This window comes from Chondromyces crocatus (genome assembly GCF_001189295.1).
Lineage (GTDB): Bacteria > Myxococcota_A > Polyangia > Polyangiales > Polyangiaceae > Chondromyces > Chondromyces crocatus.
In genome coordinates this window covers 8163959-8186425 of record NZ_CP012159.1, presented here as the reverse complement: position 1 = coordinate 8186425, position 22467 = coordinate 8163959, and the positions used below count along the sequence as shown (strand labels likewise).

The window sequence follows — 22467 nt, the reverse complement described above, 5'->3', positions numbered from 1 at the left end:
CTGCCTCGCTCAGGGTGAGGGGAGGCCGTGAGGCGACGATGAACGGATTGTTTGGGATTGTGATGGCGTCTCGGCGCCATGGTCGCCCGGAGGGCGTCCCGGGGCCGCAAGGGCCCAGGAGCGCCTCGGCGACCCCTCAGCGCTGCGTGACGACCACGAATCCCTCGGCGTCCAGGGTCACGTCCCCCTGCTTCAAGAGCCGCCCCACCGCGCGCTTGAACGCCTTCTTGCTCAGCCCGAACAGCTCGTGGATCTGCTCTGGCGGCGAATCATCGCCCACTTGCGGCGTGTCCGCCTTCTGCAGCACGGCCAGCGTGCGCGCTGCGTCCCCCTCGATCTCCTCGCTGACGAAGCGGCGCAGGGTCAGCTCCACCTTCCCGTCGGGCAGGATGCTCGCCACCCGGAACCGGGCGGCCTCGCCGCGCGCGAGCTGGTTCGGCTCGCTGGCGGAGACCAGGCCCACGAACCGGCGCTTCAGGATGACGAACACCCCGATGGTCGGCTCCTTCCGCCAGGACTCGCCCTCGACCCACTCGTCGAGCTCGAACTCGCCACCGTCCTGCAGCATCTCGCTGATGCGCATGGTGCCGGTGGGGCGCCCTTGCCGGTCGAGGAACAGCCCGATGGGGTGACGCTCGCCCGGGTGCACGTCCCGGATCAGCTCCGCCATGGGCACGAGGAGGTCCTTCTGGAGGCCCCAGCGCACGAAGGCGCCGAAGGAGGTCACACCCGTGACCTCCAGGAACCTCACCTCACCGACCTCCAGCATCGGTGATTCCGCGGACGGGTCATGAGCATGCGAAGGACCCCTGGGGGCGCTGTCGTCACGCCGCGGTCCGCCATGGCGAGCACCGTCGCGCGGGCCATCGTCTCGGCGGAAGCCTTGGCGCGGGCCGTCATCGCGCCGCGGTCCGCCAGGGCGAGCACCGTCGCGCGGGCCATCGTCTCGGCGGAAGCCCTGGCGCGGGCCGTCATCGCGTCGCGGTCCGTCTGGGCGGGCGCCGTAGCGCGGGTCATCGTCTCGGCGAAAACCCTGGCGCGGACCATCTTCTCGGCGGAAGCCTTGGCGCGGACCGTCGTCGCGTCGCGGTCCGTCTGGGCGGGCGCCGTCACGCGGACCGTCGTCTCGGCGGAAGCCTTGGCGCGGGCCGTCATCGCGCCGGGGTCCACCATGGTGAGCGCTGTCGCGCGGGCCATCGTCTCGGCGAAAGCCCTGGCGCGGGCCATCGTCTCGGCGGAAGCCTTGGCGCGGACCGTCGTCGCGTCGCGGTCCGTCTGGGCGGGCGCCGTCACGCGGACCGTCATCTCGGCGAAAGCCCTGGCGCGGACCGTCATCTCGGCGAAAGCCCTGGCGCGGACCCTCGTCTCGGCGGAAGCCCGGGCGCGGACCCTCGTCTCGGCGGAAGCCCGGGCGCGGACCGTCGTCGCGCCGAGGGAACTCACGCCTCCCCTCGGCACGCGGGCCGTCGTCACGCCGAGGGGGCTCATGCCCCCCCTCTGCATGCGGACCGTCGTCTTGCCGAGAGGCCTCGCGCTGGCCCTCCGGACGCTTCATGTACACATCCGGGGCGATCTTGGTGCGCATGATCAGGTCTTCAGGTGCTCGTCGCCGAACTTCTCGAGGAACTCTTCGTAGGAGCCGTTGAACAGGCGTGCGCCCTTCTTCGACAGCTCCAGCACCCGGGTGCTCAGCTTCCCGATGAAGTGCCGGTCGTGGCTGGTCACCACCACCGTCCCCTTGAAGTCGATGAGCGCCTGGAGCAGCGCGTCGATGCTCTCGACGTCGAGGTGGTTGGTCGGCTCGTCGAGCACCACCACGTTGTTCTTCAGCAGGATGAGCTTCGCGAGCAGCAGGCGCGCAGCCTCGCCACCGGAGAGGTTCTCGGTCTTCTTCAGGCCGGCCTCGCCGCTGAACAGGAGCTTCCCGAGCACGGAGCGCACGTGCTCCAGGGGCGCGTTCGGATCGAAGCGGTGCAGCCACTCGTACGCCGAGTACCCGGCGTCGAGCGCCTCGTGGTGGTCCTGCGCGAAGTAGCCCACGTTCGTCTCGTGGCCCCAGATGATCTCGCCCGCGTCGGGTTGGTACTCGTCGACCAGCAGCTTGAGCAGCGTCGACTTGCCGATCCCGCTCGGCCCGATCACCGCCAGCTTGTCGCCGCGGCTCAGGTTCAGATCCAGCGACCTGATCACGTGGTTGTCGCCGAAGCTCTTCGACAGGCCATTCACGCGCAACACGTCGCGGCCCGAGGGCTTCTCGATCTCGAACTTGATGTACGGTCGCACCACGCTCGACCGCTTCGTCTGGATGCTGCCCTCCAGCTTCTCGATCTCCTTCACGCGCGACTGCGCCTGGCTGGAGCGGCTCGCGCTCGCGCCGAAGCGGGCGACGAAGTCCTTCAGCTCGGCGATCTTCTTCTTCTTCTGAGCCGCGTCGGCCTCGGACTGGCGCTTGCCGGTCGTCTTCTGCTCCACGAAGTCGTCGTAGTCGCCGGTGTACACCGTCACCGTCTGGTAATCGACGTCGGCCACGTGCGTCGCCACCGCGTTCATGAAGTGACGGTCGTGGCTGACGATGAGCAGCGTCCCGCGGAAGTCGTGGGTCAGGTACGTCTCCAGCCACCGGATCGACTCGAGGTCCAGGTGGTTCGTGGGCTCGTCGAGGAGCAGCACGTCGGCGCCTGCGAATAGCGTCTGCGCGATGAGCACGCGCAGCTTGTATCCGCCGGCCAGCGTGCTCACCGTGTCGTCGTGGCGGCTGGTCGGGATCCCGAGGCCTTCGAGGAGCGCGGCACAGCGGGCGTCGGCGGTGTAGCCGTCCTCCTCGCCGACGACGCCCTCCAGCTCGGCGAGACGCATGCCGATCTCGTCGGTCATTTCGCCCGCGTAGAGCTTCTCCTTCTCCTGCATCGCGTCCCACAGGACCCGGTTGCCCATCATCACGGCGTCCAGGATGCGGACGCTCTCGTAGGCGAAGTGGTCCTGCTTCAGCACGCCGACCTTGAGGGCCTTCGGAATCTCGACCGAGCCCTGATCGGAGTCCTGCTCCCCCGAGATGACCTTGAGGAGTGTCGACTTGCCTGCCCCGTTTGCGCCGACCAGCGCGTAGCGCTTGGCGGGGTCGAACCGCATCGAGACGTTCTCGAACAGGATCTTGGGGCCGAACCGCTTGGTGAGCTTCTCGAGCGTGATCATGAAGGGCCCTGGCACTAGCACGTTTCCGAGGGCGTTTCGGGGGAAATGGCGCCCCCTTCGACCGCTCGGCCGGCCCGGCTGCGGGGCCACCGGCCCCCCGGGCCGTCACGCTCCTGGTCGGCTCGGGCCTGGCCGGCTCAGGGGCTCGGCCGGGACGGCAGCACGCGGCGGAGCAGATCGTTCGTGAGCATCTGCTGCGGATCCAGCTCCGCTTTCAGCGCCAGGAACCTGTCGAGCCGCTCACGCCCGTAGGCGCGCTCCACGTCCTCGGGCCGGAGGACACCATCCTTCGCGAAGTAGAACCGCCCACCTGCGGCGAGGACGCGCTCGGTGAGCCGCTCGGTGAGCGCCCAGAGGCGAGCGCGTGTCGTCTTCTTGACAGGAAAGTCGAGCGCCAGCGACCAGCCGTCGACGGCGTGGGACAGGAGGAAGGCGTCCGGGCGGTGCCGCTTCAGCACCCCGAGATACGACATCAGCCCCTCCTCCTGGCACAGCGAGAGCACGTCACGCATGCACGCCCGCGCGGTCTCGTCGGGCACGAAGATCTGGTACTGGATGAAGCCGCCGGGGCCGTAGGCGAGGCGCCAGTCCGGCACGTAGTCGAGCAGGAACGCGAAGGCGACGTGCGACTGGAGGTACGAGGTGCCGTGGGCCCAGCGCGAGCTGTGGTACTTCAGCGCGTTCACCAGCGACACGCACGGGTTGTTGAGGAAGGGCCGCATGAAGCGCCACAGAACCTTCTTCGGCACCCCGAGGATGTGCGGCGGCAGCCCTTGCCGCTCCACGTGAAGCGACTCCCGCCCCTCCGGATCCTCGTCCGCTTCCAGGTAGTTCGCCGCGTGGATCTGCCCCCGCCCCAGCCCGCGCCCGCGCGCCAGGCAGTCGACCCAGCCGACCACGTAGTCCGAGCCGGGCAGGCAGGTCTCGAAGCGATCGAACAGCGCCTCCAGGTTGCCCTCGGTGAGCGACGCGACCCGCAGCCGCCCGCTCCCCACCGGCTTCAGCTTCATCTTCACGCGCGTCACCGCACCGAGCAGCCCGAGCCCCCCGATCGCGGCGTGGAAGATCTCCGGGTTCTCCGCGCGGCTGCACCGCAAGCGCCCGCGCGCGGGCGTGAGCAGCTCCAGCTCCAGCACGTGATCGCCGAACGGCCCCGCGCGGTAGTTGTTCTTCCCGTGGATGTTCATCCCCACGCAGCCACCGAGTGTCGGCCGCATCGTGCCCGGCACCACCGCAGGCCAGTAGCCATCCTCGATCGTGCGCCGCCACAGGCCCTCGATGGTCACCCCGGGCTCCGCCTCGAAGATCCCCGACTCCGGCTCCCAGCGCAGCACGCGATCGATCCCCGTCGCGTCGATGACCAGGCCCTCGGTGTTGAGCGCCGCGTCCCCGTAGCTCCGCCCCGAGCCCCGGAACGCGACGCTCAGCCCCTCGCTCTTCGCGCGCTCGAGCACCGCCTCCAGCTCGTCGACCGAGCGGGGCGCGGCGTAGCGGCACGCAGCGCGCACGGCCCGGCCGAAGCCTTCGAGGACCTGCCAGGGCGCCGTGGTGCGAAGTGGAGCGATCGCCATCGTGCTCATCAGAAGTTGAGCTTCCGGAACACGAACGACGGCAGCATGCGCACGACCAGCGCGACGAGCGCCCAGCGCGACGGGACGAACCCGCTCGCGCTCGACCCCCGCCTCGCCATCGCGAGCGACTGCCGCGCCGCCTCGTCCGCGGAGATGAGCCAGAACAGCCCCTTCATTCCCCGCGTCATCGCCGTGTCGACGAAGCCCGGCTTCACCGTCACCACGTTCACCCCGTAGCGCGAGCAGCGGTTCCGGAGCGACTCCAGGTAGGTCGACAGCGCCGCCTTCGACGTGCAGTACCCCGGGTTCCCCCGGCGCCCGCGCTCCCCGGCGATGCTGGAGATCCCGACGAGGGTCCCGCTCTGCGCCGCCTGGAACCGCGCGGCCGCGGGGTTCATCCAGGCCATGGCGCCGAGCAGGTTCACCGTGACCATGGTGCGATCCTTCTCGAAGCTGTACTCGCCCTCCGCGATCGCGGGCATCGCCCCCGCCGCGTAGACCAGCGTGTCCAGCCCACCCAGGTCGGCGACGATGCGCTCGAACAGCGCGGGCACGCCCTCGAAGTCGGCCGCGTCGTGCGCGTAAGGCCGGATCTTGCCACCCGGCACCGACGCTGCGACGCGCTTCAGCTCGTCCTCGCGCCGCGCCACGATGGCGACGTCCGCGCCCTCGTCCGCGAGGCGCCGCGCGATGGCCTCGCCGATACCCGACGAGGCCCCGACGACGATGGCCTTCTTGAAGGAAGCACTCACTGACCTACCTCGATCCCGTCAAATTGCGCTCAGCCGCAGATCTCGGCATACCGGCGCGGCTTCCGGGACTTCCAGTTCCCCGCGTGGAATGCATACGAGACGATGAGCGGCATGGTTGTGGTGGCCTCTCCATAGACCATCTGCTCGTAGGCCGTATCGACCTTCCCCCAGGAGCACGCCTCGCGCAGCGTCGAGCCCGACAGCGCCCCGTCCCGCTCGTCGGCCACGGTGAGCTGCACGGCATACTTGTGCATGTTCACCTGCTTGCCGAGCAGGTCGGCCGCGACGACCGTATCCTGCGCGAAGTTCTTGGGGACACCGCCACCGATCATGAAGAGGCCGGTCTCCTTGGCCGCGAGCTTCACCCGCGTCAACTCCAGGAAGTCCCGGGCGCTGTCGATGCTGAGCTGAGGCTTGCCCTGCCGCTCCCACTGGTGGTGGACCAGGCCGAACCCGGCGCTGCAGTCGCTGAACGCCGGGCAGAAGATCGGCACCCCGCACTCGTGGGCCGCGAGGACGATCCCGTCCGTCTTCTTTCCCTGGGCGACCAGGTAGCGCGCCATCTCGCCGATGAACTCCCGCGACGAGTGAGGCCGCGGCTCCAGCTCGGCCGCGATCTTCGCCACCGTCATGTCGCAGATCCGCAGCTCCTCCTCGTCGATGTACGTGTCGTAGATGCGGTCGATGCCCAGGTCGCGCAGCGCGTGGTCGTCCGCGTACGGCGAACCGACGTAGTGCTTGAACCCGAGGCTCTCGAAGTAGTCCTGGTCGACGATGTTCGCGCCGGTCGACACGATGGCGTCGACCATGTTGTGGCGGATCATGTCGACGATGACCTGCTTGAGCCCCGCCGAGACCAGCGAGCCCGCAAGGCAGAGGATCACCCCACCCTCGGGCTCGCGGATCATGCCGTCGAGGATGGTGGCGGCGCGGTGGAGGTTCCTGGCCTGGAACGCCATGCCGCCCATCGCGTCCACGATGGGGCGCGCGTCGAAGGCCTTGATGTCGATGTGGGCGATGGGCTGACGAAGGAGATCGCTCTTGGTGGTAGCCATCCGTGAGTCCTGAACGACCCGGAAATCACCCACGATGGCCCGTAGGGTCGAGCGCAAGCCACCGCGGAACGGCCTACGGAGAGCTGGATGCCCGCCGCCATCGGACCGTCAGGTGGCTGAGCGCCAAGGCGTAGCACAGTTGGGTGGAGGCGTGCCACTCGGTGGGGGAGGAGCGGGGGAAGGTGAAGGAAGTCGGTGGGTTAGGGGAGGGGAGAGGGGGGGCTGGGGCGAGGGAGGGCAGGGGAGAGCGGCGGTGAGGGAGGGAAGGATGGGTGAGGTGACACACGGAGCATCTGGGTGAGCACCGTCTGCCTTGGGGTGAGCGACGGCTGCCTTGGGGTGAACGACGGCTGCCTTGGGGTGAACGACGGCTGCCTTGGAGTGAGCGGCGGCTGCCTTGGAGTGAGCGGCGGCTGCCTTGGGGTGAGCGGCGGCTGCCTTGGGGTGAGCGGCGGCTGCCTTGGGGTGAGCGAGGCTTGCCTTGGAGTGAGCGGCGGCTGCCTTGGAGTGAGCGACGGCTGCCTTGGAGTGAGCGAGGCTTGCCTTGGCGTGAACGCGGTCTGCCTTGGAGTGAGTGAGGCTTGCCTTGGCGTGAACGCGGTCTGCCTTGGGGGGCTGTGGGCGGTGTGCGAGGCGTCTCTGCTTGAGGTCCTCGGGCAGGCTCCGCACCTCCTGACGGGTGAGATGAAGGGCGCAGGGACTGTGAGAGGGCCGGGAGTGCGGGCCGAGAACGGCCAGGGGTGGGGCCACTCGAAGTGCGAGTCAAATTTTACGACGCCATGAGACGAGATCCGCTTGACATGGCTGAGTCTGTTGAGTTGGCATCCAGGTGTGTTTGTCCCCCGACGTATCGCTACCAAGTCCACTCGCTCCTCCCTGTTAGTTTTTGCATGGTTCGTGGTGCTCGCTGTGGCGTGTTCGGGCTCCGACCCGACCGCGAGCGAGTCCTCGGCGCTGCCTGCGCCCTCCGAGGCGCCGAACCAGCTCACCCCTTCAGGGAATTCTCCCTCGTTCGATCTCGGCGCCGTGATGCGGCAGGTGCATTTCGCCTTCCGGCCAGATGACACCAGGCCTGGCTGGAGCGGCGGCCACGGCGCTTATCGGGTCCACGCTGCGACGTCGGGCTTCACGGTCACGCCTTTGCAAACCGACAGCAAGAGCGGGGCGCCGGTCACCTTCGAGACCCATGCCATCGGGCGTGCAAGCGAGCCTTCGGCGGTCGTCCCTGGCGTCGGGCGCGTCGAGGCGGACGGTCACCTCGCGCTCGAACGGGGCTGGGTCGTGGAGCATCTCCGCAACGGGGAGGAGGGCGTGGAGCAGAGCTTCTCGTTCCAGGAGCGCCCGCGCGGTCGCGGCGATCTCGTGGTGCGGGTGCGGGTCTCCGGGCAGGTGTATTCGGGCGAGTCGCCCACGGGACACCATTTCGTGGATCCGGCGACGGGGATTGGCCTGCGCTATGGGCGCGCGCAGTGGATCGATGGACGAGGAGAGACCTCGTTGCTGCCGGTGCGCTACGCGGACGGCGAGCTGACGATCGCCGTGCCCGAGGTGCTGGTGGAGGGGAGCGCGTATCCGGCGGTGCTGGATCCGACGATCTCTTCTGAGTTCGGGATGGATGAGCTCATCGTCACGGCGCTGGCCGAGAAGGACCAGCTCGCGCCTGACGTCGTGTTCGACGGGACGAACTATTTCGTCGTCTGGTTCGATTACAGAGCGCTTGATCTGACGGACTCTGGATGGCGAATTTACGCGACCCGGGTGAGCCCTGCGGGTGTCGTGCTCGATCCTGGGGGGATCGCAGTCGGCACGCAGCTCTCTTCCGTGACGCAGCTTGCCGTCGGCTTCGATGGGACGGACTATCTGGTCGTCTGGTCCGTCCGGGATAGCGTGTCGGGCTCCTGGCGCAAGCAGCTCCGTAACGTCCGCGTGTCGAGGGACGGGACCGTGCTCGGCTCTCAGAACGGACAGACGTTCTTCAACGAGACTTCCAGTTCCGACCAGACGCCGCTCAGCAACATCCAGGTTGCCTTCAATGGCACGAACTACCTCGTCGTGTGGAACGACGGGACGAGCAGCTGGGGCCAGCGGGTCAGCTCGTCGGGGGGGGCACTGAACAACCGGTTGAGGATCGGGACAACCTCCGCGACGTCACGCAATCCCTCCGTCGCCTTCAACGGCACGGATTTCGTCGTCGCCTGGGAGGATCTGCGGAATGGCTTCAATTATGACATTTTCGCTGGGCGCGTCGGCGCATCCGGCGGGCTGATCCCCAGTGGCGGCGCCCTGTTGAGCGGAGGCGCCAACAATCAGAGCGAGTCCTCCGTCGCCTGTGACGGCATCAACTGCTTGATCGTGTGGAACGACAGCAAGTGGGGCGATCCGGACATCTATGCCACGCGCGTGGATTCCTCGGGGACGAACCTGCATCCCGGTGGCATCGAGATCGTCTCGGCCCCGGGGGCTCAATCGAGGCCCGCCGCCGGGTTCGACGGTACCAACTACGTCGTCGTGTGGAAGGATGCCAGCCAGAGCAATTCGCAGATCCGCGGCGCTCGGATCTCGGCGGGTGGGGCGCTGCTCGACGCCCAGGCGGTGCCCCTCTCGAATCCGACGATACCGAACTCGGCGCCGACGATGGCCTGCTCGGTGTCCGAGTGTCTCATCGGCTGGGAGGCCAGAGCCGCCGACGCGACCTGGGACATCTGGGGCGCGCGCTTCTCGGGTGCTGGCGCCGTGGTCGATGCAGCGTTTCCCATCTCCACGGCGGCCAACGACCAGTCGAATGCCGCCGTCGGGTGGAACGGGACCCACTATCTGGTCGTATGGGAAGACAAGCGATCTGGGTCGATGTCGGACATCTATGGTGTCCGGGTGAGCGCGCTGGGGGCGGTGCTCGACGGTTCGGGGATCGCTGTGTCGACCGCGCCAGGGAACCAGGCGCGTCCCAAGATCGCCTCGGATGGGTCATCGTTCTTCGTTGTCTGGCAGGACGAGCGCGCCGGCAGCGCGGACGCCGACATCATGGGGACCCGCGTCGACGCCGATGGCACGGTGCTCGACCCTGCGGGGCTCATGGTCTCGGGGACGGTGGAGAAGCAGACGACACCGAATCTCGTTTACGGTGACGCGGCGTATCTCGTGGCGTGGATCGATCAACGGAACAACCCCGTGCGCATCATCAGCACGCGGGTGACACCCTCCGGGAGCGTGCAGAATCCTGCCGGGATCGTGCTTGCGTCGACCGGCGCAGCCCTCATGAGTCCAGGGGTCGTGTACGACGGGAGCGTGGCTCTCGTCGTGTGGACGACCAGCGGGTCGGCGATCGCCGGCGTGCGTGTGAGCGGGGCGGGGACGCCAGTCGGTTCCGTTTTCACGATCTCGACGGCCGGAACCATGCCCGCAGCCGCCTTCGATGGGTTCAACTTCCTGGTGGTGTATCGCAGCTACGACAACATCCTGGGGTCCCGCGTCACCAGCGCAGGGACGCTTCTGGATTCCAGTGGTGGGTTCCCCATCTCCGCGGCCGTCAACATCCAGAGCAGTCCCGCCGTTGCGTTCGACGGCACGGACTGCTTCGTGGCCTGGCGCGACGAGCGCAACAGCCTCAATGCCGAGATCTACGGGGCATGGGTCAACCGAACGGGCAACGTGTTCCCCTCGACTGGCTTCGCCGTCTCCGCACCCAGCGTGAAAAATCACGGACCGCCGGCGCTCGCCAGCGATGGTGCAGGCCGGCTGTTGATGGCGGCGTCCCGTGCCGAACCGCTCATCCCGATCGGGGCCCACCGGATGCACGCGCGCATGATCACGTCGTCTCTCGTGGCTGGAGCCTCCTGCTCGGCGGCCTCGGACTGCGCGAGCGGCTTCTGCGTCGATGGGGTCTGCTGCAATGCCCCCTGCGGAAACTCGGCCGCCGACTGTCAGGCGTGCAGCGCTGCCCTTGGCGCCACGGCCGACGGCGTATGCACTCCGCTCACCGGTGTCGCTTGCAATGATGGCAATGGGTGCACGCAGACGGACACCTGCCAGGCCGGCGTGTGCTTCGGGGCCGATCCCGTCGTCTGCGTCGCGCAGGACGCATGCCACGAGCCCGGCACCTGCAACCCGGTCACGGGTCAGTGCTCGGCGCCCATCAAGCCGAACGGCTCGCCCTGTGACGATGGCAGCGCATGTACGCAGTCGGATACGTGCCAGGGTGGCACCTGCACGGGCCAGAATCCCGTGATCTGCCCCATGGTGGACTCGTGCCACGTGGTGGCTGCGTGTGATGTCGCGACGGGGATCTGTCCGGTCACCGAGAAGCCGGACGGCGCCGCGTGCGATGATGGCAACGCCTGCACGCAGCTCGACACCTGCCTCTCGGGTGTCTGCGTCGGCGTGAATGAGGTGATCTGTCCGACCCTCGACGCCTGCCACGACCAGGGTGTGTGCAACCCGGCGACGGGCATGTGCGTGAATCCCGCGAAGCCCAACGGGACGTCCTGCGATGACGGCAATGCGTGCACGCAATCGGATTCCTGCCAGGGGGGCGCCTGCGTGGGCGCAAACCCGGTGCTCTGCCCTGCGCCGGGCGTGTGCCACAGCGCCGGCATCTGCAACCCGGGTACAGGGCAATGCGTGGGGATCGCCCCACTGCCCGAAGGCACGGTCTGCGACGACGGCGATCCTTGCACGAGCACCGATCGCTGCAGCCAAGGGGCGTGCGGCGGGACGGCGGTCGTCTGCGCGGCCCTCGATGAATGCCACGCGCCAGGCGTCTGCGATGCCAGCGCGGGAGGCTGCACGAACCCCGCGCTGCCCGACAACACGCCCTGCACCGGGGGCATCTGTGTCGATGGCACGTGCCAGATCGTCTTGCCCACCGGCTCCGGCGGGGGCGGCGCTGGCACGTCCTCGTCGACGAGCACCGGCGTGGGAGGCGCCACGAGCACCGGCGTGGGAGGTGCGACGAGCACCGGCGTGGGAGGTGACACGTCTGGCGCTGGAGGCAGCGGTGAGGCGCCTTCGGACGACGGCGGTTGCGGGTGCCGTACGCACGGCTCGTCGACCGGCGGCTTCCCGATCGCGACGCTCGCGCTCGGCCTGCTCGTCGCCCGTCGTCGGCGGCAAGGCCGTGCGCGCGCCGCCGTGACGCCATCCCTCCTGTAGAACCTCGTTCCTCGCCCCGTTCGGGTGACGTCTGGCGCGCCATGAGCGCCGCCGTCGAGCACCCGTTCGGGGCCCCTCTCGTCCGGTCGGGCCGAATGCGAAGTGGGCCTGGCACGGAGGGCGAAGGCGAAGAGAGGCCTGGCGCCATGGCGAGGCGTCAGGACTCACGCGAAGCTGATGGGACGTTACTCCCTGGCGTCCTCGTCCTCGGCTTCAGGCCACAACGAGGAGAGATTCAGCTCGATGGCGTCGAACGGGGGAACGCGAACCGACGCGTCGCCGCGGATCATGCGCTCGACGACCCACCGGCCTCGCGGGTCTAGCAGGAAGACCTCCAGGCTCCGCGTCAGCGGATCCAGGAGCCATGCCCAGGGGACGCCTGCTGCGGCGTAGACCGGCATCTTGTCGAAGCGGTCGTAGGTCGCCGTCGAGGGAGAGAGGACCTCGCAGACCCAGTCGGGCGGCACCGTGAAGAAGGCCTGCTCTCGCGGGCGACGAGGGATGCGGTCGAGCTTCCAGCCGGCGAGATCGGGGACGAGGACGTCTTCCCCGAGGTGAACCTCGGGTTCATCGAGGATGACCCAGCCGCCTGGGCCGCCGATCCCCATGTCGAAGGGATTCACGACCACCGCGCCGAGGCGCGAAGCCGCTCGGGTGTGCGCATAGGCGGGACGCGGGAAGGTGTGCAGTACGCCCCGGATCAGCTCCGCGCGCAGATGAGCCGGGACAGCTTCGAGATCTGCGTAGGTGGCAGAAGGAAGGCGTTTCTCGGCGGATCGACCCATCGGCATGAGGCTAGCTCATCTGCGCTGGGCTGACAGGAAGGCCGCACATCGTGGAGCGGGTCCGGCCAGGGGCTCACTGGATGGCGCTCGGATCGGGCTTCCGGGGGCGTGGCGTGTCCTCCTGGGGAGGGGCGGAGGTCGTCGCGTTGCCGGAGGACTCCAGGGGCAGCGGCGCGGCGGAAGGGAGCGTCCCGAGGCTGCTGGTCGCGCCTGGGAGCGTGGTGTCGACGGGGGGCGTGTCGTGGCCGGCGCGGGCGCTCGCCGGGGCCTTCGTGGCGTCGCTTCGCGCGGGCGTCCTGCCCGGCGCCGCTGCGCTTCCACGCTCTGCCGCAGGGGCGGCCGTCCCGGCCTCGGCTGCCTCGGGGGCCAGCTCGGTGGCAGCCGGAGGTGGCGCGACGAAGGTCGTGCTCGGTGCGGCGCGCGCTTCGTCGACGTCGTCTTCCCCGAAGGTCCAGAGCAGCGCCGCCGTCAGGCTCAGCGCGCAGGCCACGCCGAGCACGACGCCCACCATGCCGGCCTTCACGGCCTCGCGGCGGGAGGGCTCGACGACGGGCGGGTCAGGCTGGTTCATCGCCTCCCGGAACGTGCGTGAGAGCTCGGTGGCCGAGGTGAAGCGCTCGTCGCGCTTCTTCGCGAGCGCCTGGGCGAACCAGGTGTCGAGGGCGCGCGGGAGGTCGGGCCGGAGGCGTGAAGGCGGGACGAGGGGGCGCGTGCCGATGGCGGTGACGAGCTTGGTGTCGCTGTCGCCTTCGAAGGGAATCTTGCCGGTGAGGGCCTCGTAGGCGATCACGGCGAGCGACCAGAGATCGGTGCGTGCGTCGAGGGTCTCGGTGCCGTGGATCTGCTCCGGGCTCATGTACGGGAGGGAGCCGAGGACGTCGCCGCGCTGGGTCTTCTTTGGCGTATCGAGGCCGAGGTCGGCATCGAGCGCCTTGGCCAGGCCGAAGCCACCCACGCGCACGAAGGGCTCCTCGGGGTCGCCGGAGATGAGGAGGTTCTGGGGCTTGAGGTCGCGGTGGAGGATGCTCATGGCGTGCGCGGCCTCCAGCGCCTGGGCGGTCTGGTCGAGCAGGTCGGCGAGGCGCGCGGGCGTGAGGGGGCCGTGCTGGGCGATCTGGTCGGAGAGCAAGCTGCCAGGCAGGTGCTCCATCACGTAGTAGGGGACGCCGTCGTGGGTGCCGGCGTCGTGCACGGCGACGATGTGGCGTGTGCGGGCGCCGAGGCGCGCCGAGACCTGCGCCTCGAAGCGGAAGCGTTCGAGGGCGGCCTGACGTCGCTCTGCGGTGGGGAGCAGCGCTTCGTGGATGAACTTGACGACGAAATCCAGGCGCAGCCGCTCGTGGGCGGCGAGCCAGACCTCGGTCACGCCTTCATGGCGTTGCGGTTTGATGAGGCGGTACTTGCCGTCGACCATGGCGCCAGGGCGCTGGGACCACGTCTCGTCGCTGTCCGCGTCCACGGGGCGTCGGACCGTCGTTCGGAAGGCGCTGGCGACGACCTGGCGTGCGAGCACTCCTTCGGACCTCATCGGCTTCATCTCTCTCCCGGCGAAGGTGCAGACGGGAAGCTGCCCTGGCGCCTGCTCGGGAGGTCCGGTGCGTATCGAGAGTCCTCCCATGTGCCGAGGACGGGCATTGCAACCCCGAGGCCACACGCTCGTCGGCGGCGTGGAGCCGGGATTTGCGGTCGAGGCTGGCAGCGTGAGTGATGCCTGGAGGCCTCAGGCGAGGAGGGCTGTACTCACGCAGGGGGCTGGGTCCGTGAAGAGGGCTGGCTCAGCGGGTCGTGTCGGGGGGCTCGTCTTCGAACGAGGGCCAGAGGGACGCCAGGCCGAGCTCGATGGCGTCGAAGGGAAAGGCCCGCACGCGGCCTTCTCCTCGGTAGACCTGCGCGACGGTCCAGCGATCGTCAGGGCCGAGGTGATGCACCTCGAGAAACCGGAGCAGCGGATCGATCAGCCACACCCAGGGGACGCCGGCCGCGGCGTACACTGGCATCTTCGCGGCGCGATCGTGGGCGGTGGTGGAGGGGGAGAGGACTTCGGCGATCCAGTCGGGGGCGAGGGTGAAGTGCGCCTTTCTCGGCAAGCGCGGCATCCGCGCGATGCGCCATCCGGCGAGGTCGGGGACGAGCACGCTCTGGCCGAGGTGAAGCTCGGGCGTGTCGAGGAGGACCCAGCCGCCGGGACCGCCCGGATCGTCGTCGAACGGCCCCAGCCGCCGGCCGAGGCGCGACGCGGTGTGCGCCTGCGCCGGGGTGTGTCGAGGGAAGGGGTGGCGTGTTCCCGCGATGAACTCGGTGAGGTTCTGCGCTGGTGCGGCCTCGAGATCGGCAGGCGTGGCGAACCGAGGGCGGCGTTCTGCAGGGTGGCCCATGCGCAGGAGGGTACTCGATGAACCGTGCGGTGGCCTGTGGGAATGGCAGTTCGTGATGCTGGCTGTGCGGCGCGTGCGGGTCACCGTGTACCGTCGCGCTCGCGGGGGTCGGGAGGTGATTTCGCCGACTTTGGACGAAGGGCGCGCAAGACGAGGGGGACGAGCGCGTCGGCGAGCGTGGGATCGAGGGGGGCCGTACGCAGCAGCCAGCGGTGGAAGATGGGGCCGTAGAACAGCTCGGTCGCGAGCTGGAGGTCGAGGCTGCGGGCGAGCTGGCCTGCGCGCTGGGCGCTCTGGAGGCGGCGCTTGGTGGCTTCCATCTGGGGGCCGAGCAGGGCCTGCACGAGGTTGTCGGCGAGCTTGCGGTCGGTCTGGATCTCGCTCGCGAGGGCGCGGAAGGCGGCGTCGTGGCGAGGGTCGAGCAGTTCGAGGATGGTCTCGCGGAGCACGGTGCGGAGGTCGGCCTCGATGTCACCCGTGTCGGGGAGTTCGAGGTTGCCGGCGGCGTCCTGGGAGAGGGCGAGGAAGGCGTCGAAGACGATGGCGCCCTTGGAAGGCCACCAGCGGTAGATGGTCTGCTTGCCGACGCCCGCGGCCGCAGCGATGCCCTCGATGGTCAGGCGGGCGTAGCCCTGGTCGAGGGTGAGATCGCGGGCAGCGGTGAGGATGGCCCGCCGGGCGCGTTCGCTTCGCCGGGCTTCGTCAGGGAGTTTTCGGAGCGGCACGGGAAGGCCCTCGGGGGAAGGTGGTCGGTCGGGTGGTCAACGAGACGCGACGTCTCACGTTGACACGAACCCAGCTTCTCGTCAGGGTTCTGTGGCGAGACGGTACGTCTCGTTTACAACGCCTGGTGGGCGAGGGAGCGGAAGGAATGGGCATGGCGACCTCTCTTTCACGTCGCACGTGGTTCATCACAGGGGCGGGGCGGGGGCTGGGGCGGGCCTTCACGGTGGCGGCGCTGGAGGCCGGGGACGAGGTGGTCGCCACGGTGCGCAAGGCGGAGGCGCTGAGCGATCTGCAGGAGGCTCACGGGGAGCGGCTGCAGGTCTTGCAGCTCGACGTGACGGAGCGCGAGACGGTCTTCGAGATGGTGCAACGCGCGATCGTGGCGTTCGGGAAGCTGGACGTGGTGGTCAACAACGCGGGCTGCGGGCTGGTCGCCGCCATCGAGGAGGCGGGGGAGGCCGAGGCGCGGGCGATGATGGAGACGAACTTCTTCGGGGCGCTGTGGGTGACGCAAGCGGTGCTGCCGCATCTCCGGGCGCGCGGGGCAGGGCACATCGTGCAGATCTCGTCCGTGGGCGGGGTGGGGACGATGCCGACGATGGGGCTGTACAACGCGAGCAAGTGGGCGCTGGAGGGATTCAGCGAGGCGCTTGCGGCGGAGGTGGCGTCGTTCGGGATCCGGGTGACGATCGCGGAGCTGGGCGGGTTCGCGACCGACTGGGCCTGGGGGAGCATGCGCTTCGCGGAGCCGCTGCCTGCCTACGACGCGCTGCGCGAGTCGGTGCTCGGAAGCGCGAAGGTCCCGTGGGACATGGAGGCGAAAGGGGCCGACACGAGCGCGGGGACGGAGGTGGCGGCGCAGGCGCTGCTGGCCCACGTGGATCGGAAAGACGGGCCACTGCGGGTGCTGATCGGCGCCGATGCGCCCGAGCACCTGCGTGTCGTCCTGGAGCGACGGCGCGACGACTACCAGAAGGACGCGCGTTTCCGCTGGCCGACGTGATCCGCTGGCCGACGTGATCCGCTGGCCGAGGTGACGCGCGCTCGCGCGCAGAGAATGCGGGTCGATTCATGCTCTCGCCGTGGCGGCGTGGTCGTCCTCGTGTACGAAGCAACGGCGTATGGCAGCACGTGGACGCGCTCTCGGAGTTCTTGCGCTCTTTCTTCTCGGTTGCTCGTCTCCGGCGAAGCGTGGCCCTCGCCCCTTCGCCTGGACGCCGGCGCCCAGCATGGCGTCGCCCGCGCCAGCACCGCCGCCGCCTCCTCCCCCTCCGGCGGTGGTGACGCCGCCGTACGAGTGGCAGATGCAGCTCTTCACGCAAGGGCCGGGTCAGCGCGGCGGGGTGATCATGACCCGCACCACGGTGGGGGGCGACGGGGTCGTCGCGGTGGCAGGGCACTGCGTCGATTCGTTCCGTGATGCAGGGGGGCGCAACCGGACGTGCGGTGGGCTGCCGGACCCGTCGGTCACGCTCCTGGGGCCACGCGGGGAGCATCTCTGGACGTGGATGGCACGGGACGGGCTGTCCGGTCTCACCGCGGACGTCCTGTTCACGGAGAAGGGGGATGTGATCGCCCAGGGGTGGTTCTCCGGGGCGTTTCAGCCAGCGGGGCGCCCGCTGGAGGGGTTCGATGCAAGGGTCTTTGCGCAGAACGGGGGGATGAACTTCCTCGCCTCGCTGAAGCGAGCCGACGGGAAGCTGCGGTGGGTGCGTGCGGTGGGGGGATCGGATCCGGTCCTGGATGGGCGCGGGGTGGTGCACCTGGCCGACCTTCCCATCCTGCCGTCAGGGGAGGTGCACAGCGTGGTGCACGGCTTCGATGTCGAGTCAGGGAAGCCGGTCTACGAGCTCTCGCTGGGGTCGCAGGGGGCGTGCGCGCCGCAGTGCTCTCGTGGGGCGTTGAGCCGGCATCCCACGGAGGGGGTGGTGAACGTCGCGCACCAGAACCACCAGGGCGGCCTGCCGATCGTGTTCGTCGCGCAGCATGTCGGGTCGGATGGGCGGAAGATCGCAGCGCAGCGCATCGAGGTGGAGGTCCCCGTTCCCGGGGTCCGGGACCCGAGGCTGATGCGTCCTCTGTTGCATCCGAGCGGCGAGATGGTGATCCCGTTCGACTACTGGGAAGACATCACGAGGGAAGGTCGGGGGACGGTGCTGGTCCGCCTCGGACCTGATCTGCGGGTGCTGGGGACGGTGATCGTGCCCGGGAGCTGCACCTTCGTCGGGTCGCTGGGGGATGGCGTCGTCTTCCGCCGCTACGTCTCCACGATCCCCAGGGACATCGCGGAAGGATCGTTCACGGTGCTGGGGGCCACGCTGCCTCCACCGGACGAGACCGACGCCGGGTCGGTGCTGGGGCTGGTGGAGCTGAAGAGCGGTCGGGTGACGACGTTCTGGGCGCCGAGATCGCGCCAGCTCAGTGATGTCCGGGTGGAGCAGGGGCTCGCGGTCTTCTCGGGCAACCGGGGCTTGTTTGCGGTGCGCCTTTCGGTGCCGGCGCCGTAGCGGTTGCTTCGAGGGGGCCGAGGGTGGATGGATGATCCGCGCCGATGATGAGGAATGCGGACATGGGCTGGCTCTCTCTCCAGGCGGCTGCCGGGCTCGCCGCGCAAGGGATCCGTCGGGTGGAGGGGGTCTCGGGGGGGCGTGAGGCGATCGTGGCCGAGCTGTCGCGGCTCGGGCTGCCCGCGTCGGAGGCGGTGATCGGCGCCGAGGAGGACGTGGGGGGCCTCGCCGGGCCTCGCCTGGGGCTCTCGGGAGAGCTCGACTTCTTCGCGGCACCACGGTCGACGCTCGTGGCGCTCGGGCCTCGTCTTTCGGTGCGGTCGCGGCTCCTCGCGCAGGAGCTGCCGGCCGGGTGGGCGCCCCTCGGTCGCTCCGTGCCCATCGCCGGGCTCGCGGCGGGCACGCCGGTCCTGTCGCGGCGACACGATCGCGTGGTGCGGGTGGCGGCGGTGGACGACTACGCGCTCGATCCGAGCGGGACCGTGTTCCTCTGCGGGCACTCGACGCGGGGGGCGCTGTCGGCGATCGCGAGCGCACCGCGGGTGCTGGTCGAGCGGATCGGGCTGCTGCTGGCGATGCGGGGAGACGACGCGGGGCTGTTCGTGCTCTCGGTGGGGCGACGGGTGGGCACCGTGCTGGCCGAGCCTGTCGCAGCGGACCCGCACGAGGCCGCGAGCGATCGGTTCCAGCGCTGGTGGTACGCGGAGCAGGCGCTGCTCCATGACGGGGATCTCGCCGGGCTGGAGCCGGACACGACGTGGCTGTGGACGCGCTCGACGCTGGTGCTCGCCGCGGCGGTCGAGGCGCTCCGGGGGATGGGGGCGCCGGTGGAGGTGGACGCGCCGCAGGTCGCGCTGTGGGACGCCCACGCGGGGCGCGCGATCGAGGGGGTGGGGGGGCGCACGGCCGGGGATGCTCTGCTCGGGCATCTGTCGTCCGAGGCCGTCGCGTGGTTGAACGCGCGCGGGGCGGTGCTGGAGCCTGGGCGCGCGCTGTCGGCGGAGGCCCTCCGCGAGCGTCTGGGCAGCCTGGGGGTCAGCGTGAGCGAGCCGATGCTGCGGTTCGAGGAGACGTTCGGGGGCCTCTGCATCCCGTCGGCCGAGGGGGAGGCATTCTGGTTCGGGATCGGACTGGAGGTCGAGGGGAGTGTCCTGCCACGCGGTGACCTGGTGCCGATGGGCGGGTTCCCGGGGGGCACATACTGGATGGACCCGGCGGGGCGTGTGATGACGGGGGAGGGGGGCGTGGAGCCGGCGATCGTCGCGGGGGACCCGTGGGCGCTCTTCGAACAGCTCGCGCGCGGTCGAGCGGCGCCCTGATCGGCAGCGATGGGCCAGGGCGCGCCTGGCTCACGGGCGGGGTGGGGGCGCGCGTCTCGATGAGCGAATTCAGAGATCCTGGCCTCCGTGAGGCGGACGCCCGCGCGATGTGATGCGCGCGTGACGTTCGCCGTTCGGCGAGCCCGAGGTGATGGACGCCCGAAGGGGAGGTTGAGCCATCCACAAGGCGACATGGGCTCGTCATGGCCAGATCCCGAGAACGCACCCGTCATCTGCGCATTGTCCTTTCAATCGTCGAGTGTCTATTCTTTTCACACTCGATCGTCGGCCCAGTGCACCTCGTCGTGAGGGGGTTCGATGTGTCGTCCGTGCGACGGTCGAACTGATTTCTCGCTGTCTCGTCCGTGTGTCGGTCGGTCGGACCGATCTCTCGACGTGCCTTCCCAGGTTGGGTTTGCACCCACGCCTGCGAAATGGCGTTCATTCAACGCGTCATCCGGAAAGCAGGGCTGCCATGTCTCAATCCCAGTACGTGGGTCAGATGATCACGGTCGTCAACGCGGAGCACCGCACCTCCCTCGGGGCTCGAAGCGACGGCGGCGTCCAAGCGCGCGCCGAGTCGTACGGCGCGCAGTTCTCCTGGACGGTGGACGATGCCGGAAATGGGCTCGTCTATCTGGTGAGCGAGCACGGGTTGCAGCTCGGCGCTCGGCCGGATGGCTCGGTCTACCTGTCGTCGAACCGGCTCGAGTGGGAGCGGTGGCGGATCACCGGGGTGGATCAGGGCGCGGTGGCGATCACCTCGGCGGAGCACAAGACGAACCTGAGCGCGAGGCCCGACGGGAGCCTGTTCATGGCCGGTCACGTGCAAGCCTGGGAGAAGTGGTCGGTGGCGACGGCGACGCTCCTCGGCAAGAGCGTCGTTTTCGCCAATGCGGAGCATCGAACCAGGCTGGTCGCCGCACCCGACGGTGGCCTCTCCGCCTCCAAGATCAGGCCATTCTGGGAGACGTGGACCCTCGAAAGTGCGGGTGATGGGCAGTACTACCTCGTGAATCCTCACGGGCGGCTGCTCGGCTCGAAGGCGGATGGCGCCGTTTACACGACGGAGAACCGAGCCGAGTGGGAGCGCTGGAGGATCAAGGCCGCCGGCCAAGGTGCGTTCGCCATCGTCTCGGCACAGCACGGGCTGAACCTGGGCGCACGGCCCGATGGGAGCGTGTACACGGTCGGCCACGTGCAAGAGTGGGAGCGGTGGCGGGTGATCGAGGCGCTGGGGGCGCGACAGATCCGGGAGCTGGTCCAGCGCTATGCGCCGACGCTCTTCTTCCATCCCGAAGAGCCGTACGTGGTCGGCTCCCCCCAGCGATTTCTCGACGAGGCGACGATGTTCCAGGTCGACACCGGGACGTCGAGCGCGCTCCGGGGTCAGGCGGCCAACCTGCCCACCCACCCCGATGCCAAGGACAAGGTCTATCTCACGGTGCCCCAGGACAAGCGCGCCGGGAACCTCGACGAAGCCGAGGCGCTGGTGCGGGTGAAGCTCAACGGAGAAGGTCAGTACCTCGATCTTCAGTACTGGTTCTTCTACCCGTACAACGGGCACGCCACGGCCAAGGCATTCCCCTTCAAGGACCACCTGTCCCTGGCCCCTTTCGGGCGCCACGAGGGGGACTGGGAGCACGTGACGTTCCGCTTCGTCCGCGACACGATGGCGCTGGAGAGCGTCTACATGTCACAGCACGCCGGGGGGACGTGGTTCGGGCAGCCTGCGCAGGACCTCGAGTGGGAGCGGGGGAGGCCGGTGGTCTATTCGTCTCTCAATGGCCACGCCTGCTATCCGCGCGCAGATTCGAACATCCACCCTCGCTCCCATGTCTCCAAGCTGTATGACGTGGGGCTCCGGAACGACACGAGCCGAGGGAGGTCGAAAGACTTCATCGGGAAATGCCAGATCCTCTGCGCCAACTACCTGTCACCCACCGTGTTTCCTCCGCCGAAGTGGCTCGATTTCACCGGGCGCTGGGGCAAGATCGGGCAGCTCCTTCGACCTTCGTTCGGTGGGGTTCCCGAGCCGATCAAGGGGGCGCTCGAGAAGATCGTCAACAGCCTCCCCAAGGACATCTTCAGTGAGAGCGGGCCCGAGGGACCAGCGAGGAAAGGGAGCTGGAATGCGACCTGGTCGGGGGACGACGAGTCGGTCTCGCCGCCGTGGCTACCCGGTCGAGGGCTGATCACGTTCTATCAGGGTCAGAAGGATGGCGGGGAGCTCTGGCGGACTTTCTCTGACGGCACTCAGTGGTCGAGGGACGCACAGATCCCGCACGTGGGGATGTCGGACAGCCCGTCGGCGGTGCGGTTCAATGGTCAGATCTACTGCTTTCACCAGGGGTACGGTGACTGTGGCGAGCTCTGGTACAACGTGTTCGACGGCAATCGCTGGCTGGGCGACACGAAGGTCCAGCACGTGGGGATGTCGTCGAGCCCGTCGGCGGTGGTGTTCAACGGCAAGCTGTACTGCTTCCACCAGGGGGGCGGTAATTGCGGAGAGCTCTGGTACTCGGTGTTCGACGGCAATCGCTGGCTGGGTGCCACGAAGGTCCAGCACGTGGGGATGTCGTCGAGCCCGTCGGCGGTGGTGTTCAACGGCAAGCTGTACTGCTTCCACCAGGGGCACGGCGACAACGGGGAGCTGTGGTACTCGGTGTTCGACGGCAATCGCTGGCTGGGCGACACGAAGGTCCAGCACGTGGGGATGTCGTCGAGCCCGTCGGCGGCGGTGTACAACGGCAAGCTGTACTGCTTCCACGAGGGGTACGGCAATTGCGGCGAGCTGTGGTACTCGGTGTTCGACGGCAATCGCTGGCTGGGCGACACGAAGGTGGAGCGGGTAGGGATGTCGGACAGCCCGTCGGCGGTGGTGTTCGACGGCAAGCTGTACTGCTTCCACCAGGGGCACGGCGACAATGGCGAGCTGTGGTACTCGGTGTTCGACGGGAGCACCTGGCATGCGGACACGCGGCTCCAGGGCGTGGGGCTCTCGGCGGGGCCCAGCGTCATCGCCATCGAGTGATGC

Annotated in this window: 15 protein-coding genes; 5 read left to right on the top strand and 10 right to left on the bottom strand. The window is 68.9% G+C overall.

The genetic code is table 11. The features are described from left to right. Positions 1 to 136: 136 nt before the first annotated feature. From CMC5_RS29395 to CMC5_RS29370, 6 genes are all read right to left on the bottom strand, one after another. Positions 137 to 769 carry a S1 RNA-binding domain-containing protein gene (locus tag CMC5_RS29395; RefSeq protein WP_050433507.1) on the bottom strand — a complete coding sequence of 211 codons (633 nt, stop codon included), beginning with the start codon at positions 767 to 769 and terminating at the stop codon, positions 137 to 139. Next, positions 748 to 1488: a cell envelope integrity TolA family protein gene (locus tag CMC5_RS29390; protein ID WP_156338935.1), complete on the bottom strand. Its 741-nt coding sequence runs from the start codon at positions 1486 to 1488 to the stop codon at positions 748 to 750. The genes CMC5_RS29395 and CMC5_RS29390 overlap by 22 nt, the downstream gene beginning before the upstream one ends. Positions 1489 to 1587: 99 nt before the next feature. Further along, positions 1588 to 3192: an ABC-F family ATP-binding cassette domain-containing protein gene (locus CMC5_RS29385; protein WP_050433505.1), complete on the bottom strand. Its 1605-nt coding sequence runs from the start codon at positions 3190 to 3192 to the stop codon at positions 1588 to 1590. A 137-nt stretch (positions 3193 to 3329) separates the two neighbouring features. After that, on the bottom strand, positions 3330 to 4772 hold the full coding sequence (locus tag CMC5_RS29380) for an FAD-binding oxidoreductase (RefSeq protein ID WP_050433504.1): 1443 nt from the start codon (positions 4770 to 4772) through the stop codon (positions 3330 to 3332). Further along, positions 4772 to 5515 (bottom strand): SDR family NAD(P)-dependent oxidoreductase, encoded by a 744-nt coding sequence (locus CMC5_RS29375; protein WP_050433503.1) that lies wholly within the window; start codon positions 5513 to 5515, stop codon positions 4772 to 4774. Before CMC5_RS29375 ends, CMC5_RS29380 begins: the two co-directional genes overlap by 1 nt. Positions 5516 to 5544: 29 nt before the next feature. Then, positions 5545 to 6570, bottom strand: coding sequence for a 1,9-bis(guanidino)-5-aza-nonane synthase (locus tag CMC5_RS29370; RefSeq protein ID WP_050436199.1), 1026 nt, complete (start codon positions 6568 to 6570; stop codon positions 5545 to 5547). Between the two features lie 897 nt (positions 6571 to 7467). Between CMC5_RS29370 and CMC5_RS29365 the strand changes: the two genes are divergently transcribed. Next, a complete protein-coding gene (locus CMC5_RS29365) occupies positions 7468 to 11718 on the top strand; it encodes an MYXO-CTERM sorting domain-containing protein (RefSeq protein WP_050433502.1) in 4251 nt (1416 codons plus the stop codon). Between the two features lie 185 nt (positions 11719 to 11903). Here the strand turns inward: CMC5_RS29365 and CMC5_RS29360 are convergent, their stop codons facing one another. From CMC5_RS29360 to CMC5_RS29345, 4 genes are all read right to left on the bottom strand, one after another. Then, positions 11904 to 12503 carry a Uma2 family endonuclease gene (locus CMC5_RS29360; RefSeq protein WP_050436198.1) on the bottom strand — a complete coding sequence of 200 codons (600 nt, stop codon included), beginning with the start codon at positions 12501 to 12503 and terminating at the stop codon, positions 11904 to 11906. A gap of 73 nt (positions 12504 to 12576) precedes the next feature. After that, entirely contained in the window at positions 12577 to 14031 is a 1455-nt protein-coding gene (locus tag CMC5_RS29355; RefSeq protein WP_169796700.1) for a serine/threonine-protein kinase, read from the bottom strand. A gap of 247 nt (positions 14032 to 14278) precedes the next feature. Further along, on the bottom strand, positions 14279 to 14878 hold the full coding sequence (locus CMC5_RS29350; protein WP_050433500.1) for a Uma2 family endonuclease: 600 nt from the start codon (positions 14876 to 14878) through the stop codon (positions 14279 to 14281). An 80-nt stretch (positions 14879 to 14958) separates the two neighbouring features. Then, positions 14959 to 15603, bottom strand: coding sequence for a TetR/AcrR family transcriptional regulator (locus tag CMC5_RS29345; protein WP_050433499.1), 645 nt, complete (start codon positions 15601 to 15603; stop codon positions 14959 to 14961). Positions 15604 to 15755: 152 nt separating this feature from the next. Between CMC5_RS29345 and CMC5_RS29340 the strand changes: the two genes are divergently transcribed. From CMC5_RS29340 to CMC5_RS29325, 4 genes are all read left to right on the top strand, one after another. After that, positions 15756 to 16607, top strand: coding sequence for an SDR family NAD(P)-dependent oxidoreductase (locus tag CMC5_RS29340; protein ID WP_082363540.1), 852 nt, complete (start codon positions 15756 to 15758; stop codon positions 16605 to 16607). Between the two features lie 118 nt (positions 16608 to 16725). Next, entirely contained in the window at positions 16726 to 18111 is a 1386-nt protein-coding gene (locus tag CMC5_RS29335) for a hypothetical protein (RefSeq protein ID WP_156338934.1), read from the top strand. 44 nt (positions 18112 to 18155) lie between these two features. Further along, complete coding sequence (locus CMC5_RS29330; RefSeq protein ID WP_050433496.1) at positions 18156 to 19430, top strand: hypothetical protein; 1275 nt, start codon at positions 18156 to 18158, stop codon at positions 19428 to 19430. Positions 19431 to 19932: 502 nt separating this feature from the next. Continuing rightward, on the top strand, positions 19933 to 22464 hold the full coding sequence (locus tag CMC5_RS29325; RefSeq protein WP_169796699.1) for a Vps62-related protein: 2532 nt from the start codon (positions 19933 to 19935) through the stop codon (positions 22462 to 22464). The last annotated feature ends 3 nt before the right edge of the window (positions 22465 to 22467 follow it).

Excerpts from the sequence above, each read along its gene's own strand:
- CMC5_RS29395 (WP_050433507.1), bottom strand. The coding sequence starts at position 769 with ATGCTGGAGGTCGGTGAGGTGAGGTTCCTGGAGGTCACGGGTGTGACC.
- CMC5_RS29390 (WP_156338935.1), bottom strand. The coding sequence starts at position 1,488 with ATGAGCCCCCTCGGCGTGACGACGGCCCGCGTGCCGAGGGGAGGCGTG.
- CMC5_RS29385 (WP_050433505.1), bottom strand. The coding sequence starts at position 3,192 with ATGATCACGCTCGAGAAGCTCACCAAGCGGTTCGGCCCCAAGATCCTG.
- CMC5_RS29380 (WP_050433504.1), bottom strand. The coding sequence starts at position 4,772 with ATGAGCACGATGGCGATCGCTCCACTTCGCACCACGGCGCCCTGGCAG.
- CMC5_RS29370 (WP_050436199.1), bottom strand. The coding sequence starts at position 6,570 with ATGGCTACCACCAAGAGCGATCTCCTTCGTCAGCCCATCGCCCACATC.
- CMC5_RS29360 (WP_050436198.1), bottom strand. The coding sequence starts at position 12,503 with ATGGGTCGATCCGCCGAGAAACGCCTTCCTTCTGCCACCTACGCAGAT.
- CMC5_RS29355 (WP_169796700.1), bottom strand. The coding sequence starts at position 14,031 with ATGAGGTCCGAAGGAGTGCTCGCACGCCAGGTCGTCGCCAGCGCCTTC.
- CMC5_RS29350 (WP_050433500.1), bottom strand. The coding sequence starts at position 14,878 with ATGGGCCACCCTGCAGAACGCCGCCCTCGGTTCGCCACGCCTGCCGAT.
- CMC5_RS29340 (WP_082363540.1), top strand. The coding sequence starts at position 15,756 with ATGGCGACCTCTCTTTCACGTCGCACGTGGTTCATCACAGGGGCGGGG.
- CMC5_RS29335 (WP_156338934.1), top strand. The coding sequence starts at position 16,726 with ATGGCAGCACGTGGACGCGCTCTCGGAGTTCTTGCGCTCTTTCTTCTC.
- CMC5_RS29330 (WP_050433496.1), top strand. The coding sequence starts at position 18,156 with ATGATGAGGAATGCGGACATGGGCTGGCTCTCTCTCCAGGCGGCTGCC.
- CMC5_RS29325 (WP_169796699.1), top strand. The coding sequence starts at position 19,933 with ATGATCACGGTCGTCAACGCGGAGCACCGCACCTCCCTCGGGGCTCGA.